At 66.3% G+C, this 4163-nt stretch carries 4 protein-coding genes; 1 reads left to right on the forward strand and 3 read right to left on the reverse strand.

The genetic code is table 11. From position 1 onward, the window contains the following. Positions 1–504: 504 nt before the first annotated feature. From AC2VOK_RS19420 to AC2VOK_RS19430, 3 genes are all read right to left on the reverse strand, one after another. Entirely contained in the window at positions 505–1335 is an 831-nt protein-coding gene (locus tag AC2VOK_RS19420; RefSeq protein WP_421528861.1) for an ExeA family protein, read from the reverse strand. A 56-nt stretch (positions 1336–1391) separates the two neighbouring features. Beyond that, positions 1392–2771 carry a DDE-type integrase/transposase/recombinase gene (locus AC2VOK_RS19425; RefSeq protein ID WP_421528862.1) on the reverse strand — a complete coding sequence of 460 codons (1380 nt, stop codon included), beginning with the start codon at positions 2769–2771 and terminating at the stop codon, positions 1392–1394. Positions 2772–2843: 72 nt separating this feature from the next. Beyond that, on the reverse strand, positions 2844–3236 hold the full coding sequence (locus tag AC2VOK_RS19430) for a helix-turn-helix domain-containing protein (protein ID WP_421528863.1): 393 nt from the start codon (positions 3234–3236) through the stop codon (positions 2844–2846). 419 nt (positions 3237–3655) lie between these two features. Between AC2VOK_RS19430 and AC2VOK_RS19435 the strand changes: the two genes are divergently transcribed. Then, on the forward strand, positions 3656–4090 hold the full coding sequence (locus tag AC2VOK_RS19435; protein ID WP_428901920.1) for an aldehyde dehydrogenase family protein: 435 nt from the start codon (positions 3656–3658) through the stop codon (positions 4088–4090). Positions 4091–4163 lie beyond the last annotated feature (73 nt).

A 4163-nucleotide genomic window follows, 5' to 3' on the forward strand; every position in this document is an offset into this window, starting at 1 on the left:
TCGGTGATACTGGCCAACGGCGCAGTCGAGGCGATCGGGAACTCCAACTGTCGGTGCGCATAGCCGACCAGGCCAGCGGCGTACTGGAATCTCGGCACATAGACGTTGCAGAACATGCGGTCGATGCACTCGCCCTCAAAGACCACATGCTGGGCCAAGGCATCGGCGACAGATCGCGCGAGCTGCGCCTTTGCGGAGCCCCCTGTCAGGATTGAACTGTATCTACGGAGCAGTTCAGGGGCGCGAACTACGGTTTAGCTGCTAAAAGCCATCACTGTAGTTCACCAGAGTTATCTGTAACTGTGGGCAATTTGTGGGCACGGTGTGGGCAGCTGGTCGATGAGGTTCGAGTAATTCAGACCTCCATCAAATCGAACCAGGTGTTGCGCGTCACTGATCTTGCACATGGTGGCGCCACTGTCGTTGAGGCTGGTTCGGGTGTGATTTGACCCTGCCTGGTGGTGTCGGGCGGGGTTGTCGATGGTCGCGGTGTCGCGGTGGTGGTCACGGTGTCGCGGGCTGGAGGTCGTGGTTGGTTTCGGTGACCGCGGTTCGGGCGCTGGCCTCGTCGATGAGGTTCTTGTCGGCGGTGCAGGCGGCGATGAGGGCGGCGATGGCGAGCCGGTTGATGCCGCGGGGTTTGCCGCGGCTGGATTGGTGGATGAGCGCGATGGCGTCGTCGGTGAACAGCGGATCAGATCGGCCCGCCAGTTGGAGGTGGTGGCGTAGGTAGCCGGCGGTCTCCTCGCCGGTCATGCCGGTCATGGTGCGGCGCACGGTGATGCGTTGTTCGAGTGCGGCCAGGGTACCCAGCGCCATTTTGGCGGCGAGGGTGGGCTGGCCTAGAAGGATGGTGGCGAAGGGGGATTCGGTATCGAGGCGGTGATTGGTGAGCAGCCGCAGTGCTTCGAGGGCATCGTGGCAAAGCAAGTGGGCTTCATCGATACACACGATGGGGACACGGCCCCGCTCAGCATGTTCGGCGGCGAGCGCGTCGCGGGCTTGCGGGACCAGGGAGGCGTTGTGGAAGCTGGGCCGCCCGCCGAGGGCGGACACGATGTGGTGGTAGATGCCGCGGGCGCCGACGGTGGGGTCGGGAATGTAGATCAGGTGGTGGCGGGCCGGTTCGGCGCGGTCGATCGCCGCGCGGGCGGCCACTGTCTTGCCTACGCCGACTTCGCCGGTGATCACTGTGATGCCGCGGGTGGCGATGCCGTAGCCGATGCGGGCGGCGGCCTGGGCATGATCACCGCTGCGAAACAGCATGCCCGGTGCCAGGGCCCGGCCAAAGGGCATGGTGGTGAAGCCGAAATACGACTGAATTTTATCGAGCATGGTGGTGGTCCGTTCCCCGGGGCTGGCCCGGTGGTTGAGGTGAATGATGATGCGGGTCAGGTGTTTTCCGGGTCAGCCTGGTTGTGGCGGGTTGGTTCGACATCGCCGCCGGCCAGGGCGAGGTAGTTGATCGCCTGGCCCACGTCGGCTTGGTGTGCCTGCTCGAGTAGGTGCAGGTAGTCGATGCCGGTGGCTTCGACGGGGGCGACGGCGCCGGGTTTGACCGCGGGGTGGGTGTGGCGGCCGATGGTGTGCGGTACGGCCCGGCCCATCGTCTTGCCCTGGTATTCGACGTCGATGGTGGTCAGGTCGAACGGGGTGAACAGCAAGTCCACGACGCGCCCGACTAAGGCGGCGTCGACCTGGTATCGGTTGCCGTGTAGCGAAACCGTGGCGGTGGCGGTGACTCTGCGCTGCTCACGCCATAAAAATGCCCGCCGCAGCAGTGCGGTATCCGGTCGCGGCGCCGGGGTGCGGCCCTCGGCGTGGTAGCGCGCTGTGGGGGTGGCGCCGGTCTCGGAATGCGCCACCCGGTGATACTGCTGGTGCAACCATGCGGTGAACAGCCGGTTCAGCTCATCGAGTGAATCGACGCCGCCGGCGGCTTGGATCTCGACCAGGAATTGGTCGCGCACGGTGCGGTTCCATCTCTCGATTTTCCCGCGGCCCTGCGGTCTGCCCGGCCTGCTGTGCACCAGCCGGATGTCGAGCACCGCCACCGACCAAGCCAGTTGATTCGAGGAATACGCAGAGCCGTTGTCGCAGTATAGGTTTCGTGGGCAGCCGTGGGTTTTGACCGCGTCGTGCAGCGCGGCCTGCATACCCAGGGTGTCCTCGCCGTAGCCCCACCGGTGGCCGGGCACATAGCGGGAGTGGTCGTCGAGCAGGGCGAACAGCACCGCCCGTTTCCCGTCGATGGTCGGGCCGTGCAGGCCGTCGCTGATCCACAACTCATCAGGTTCGCCTGCCTCGAACCGGCCGAACGCCGCCGGCGGGGTGCCGTCCGGGCGAGTATTGAGCTCCAGGCGGGCGAAGTGGCGTTGCAGGGTCCGCGCCGACGGCGCCCAGCCCTGCTCGGCCTCAACGATCCGGGCGATATGGGCCGCAGTGCGTGCGGGGTGCTCGGCCTTGAGCCGCGCCGCCAACTCCAGCACCTCGGCGTCGGTGCGCGGGGTGATCTGGCGCTGCGCGGGGAGCAGCGCGTCGAACCCGCCGGCCCGCCACGCCCGAATCCAGCGGTCCAGGCTGGCCCGCGACACCTCCGTCGGCTGCCCGAACGGCCCGATATGGACCTGGGCGGCCATATCCCGTACCAGCCGGCCTCGTTCAGTCGCAGACAGGTTCGGATCGGCCAATGGTCGGATCAGCGAGTAGCGATACAGCGCGACATCACGCGCCCGATCAGTGCGTGACTTTTTCGGCTCTGGCTTGGCCATCGGTGGGGTACCTCAACGCTTTCATGGTCGACAGCAGTGACGCCGTCGACCCTGACGCGCCGCGGCCGGCAGTCACAGACGCGGACATATGTTGATTCCCGTCGCCGCCACCGCCGGCGGCCGCATCCCGAGCAGCCAGCCTCCCGAGCACGCCGCCACCAACTCCGCCGCCGACACCTCGAACACCACCGCACCGGCCATCCGGCGCACCGCCGCGCACGCCGCACCGATCTGGGAGACCGCATCGGCCAGCGGGCTTGCCGCCGGTGTCAGGCGAACCATGTCCGCGCCGGTGTTGGCCAGGTGTTCCAGCCGAGCGAACCCCACCCGGATCGGCTCGGCATGCTCAGCGAACCGCGACAGCCAGCCCCGCACTGTCGAGGCCGGACGACCCGCCGCCGCACAGATTCGCCGCCACCCCCAGCCCGACGCCCGGGCCAACAGCGCCGCCCAGATCACTGTCACCGGATCGACCCGTCGTCCCAGGCAGAGCCGGGGCAACAGCACGTGCGAGCGGCCACATCCTGCCGGGCTCGAACAGATCGCTCGCCGTGGTCGAATCCGGGCCACCACCGTCGCGGCCCGGCGCACAAACCGCGGCGCGGCATGCCCCCACGGCGCCAACCGCAGCTCACAATCCGGGCACTTCAGCTCACCGGTACGCAACTGGTTCTCAACCACAACGGGATCTGCTCCTACACTGAGCACCGCGCCTCCGGGCGTGTTCGGACGGCCCTTCCCGCAGTCCCGTCAAAGCACGTGGGGAGGGCCGTCGGCTTTCAAGATCACCCGAACCGTAAACCGGTCGTCCTCGCGGTGACGCCACCACTCGCACTCGGCCCACCCGATAACCGTCAGGTCGGACCGTCCTCAACTCACGTGACGTGCCACGACCCCGTCGTGCTCACCCACAGCGTCGCTCAACAGGCGGCAGGCCGGAGGGTGACGACTTCGCGAAAGGTTTCTATATCGAACCGACGATATTCGCCGACGTCGACATGTCGATGCGGATCGCACGTGAGGAGATCTTTGGTCCGGTGCTGTCGGTTTTCCGTTGGACCGACCTGAACACCGTCGTCGAGCAGGCCAACGAACTCCCGTTCGGGCTGACCGGGGCGGTGTGGAGCAACGACATCACGACCGCGATATCGGTGGCCGATCGGCTGGATACCGGCTACGTCTGGATCAACGGGTCAGGCAGCCATTTCCTGGGAGCACCGTTCGGCGGGCACAAGAACAGCGGAGTCGGCACCGAGGAAGGTATTGACGAGTTGGAGAGCTACCTGCAGTCGAAGACGGTCAACATCCCGCTGCATTGACGCCATCCGAAATCGGAAGGTGCTGTGGCACAGCCTCTATGGCGCCTATCAGCACTCAACCCGATAGCTTTAT

The sequence above is a fragment of the Mycobacterium sp. TH-M116 genome, assembly GCF_057473685.1.

Excerpts from the sequence above, each read along its gene's own strand:
- AC2VOK_RS19425 (WP_421528862.1), bottom strand. The coding sequence starts at position 2,771 with ATGGCCAAGCCAGAGCCGAAAAAGTCACGCACTGATCGGGCGCGTGAT.
- AC2VOK_RS19420 (WP_421528861.1), bottom strand. The coding sequence starts at position 1,335 with ATGCTCGATAAAATTCAGTCGTATTTCGGCTTCACCACCATGCCCTTT.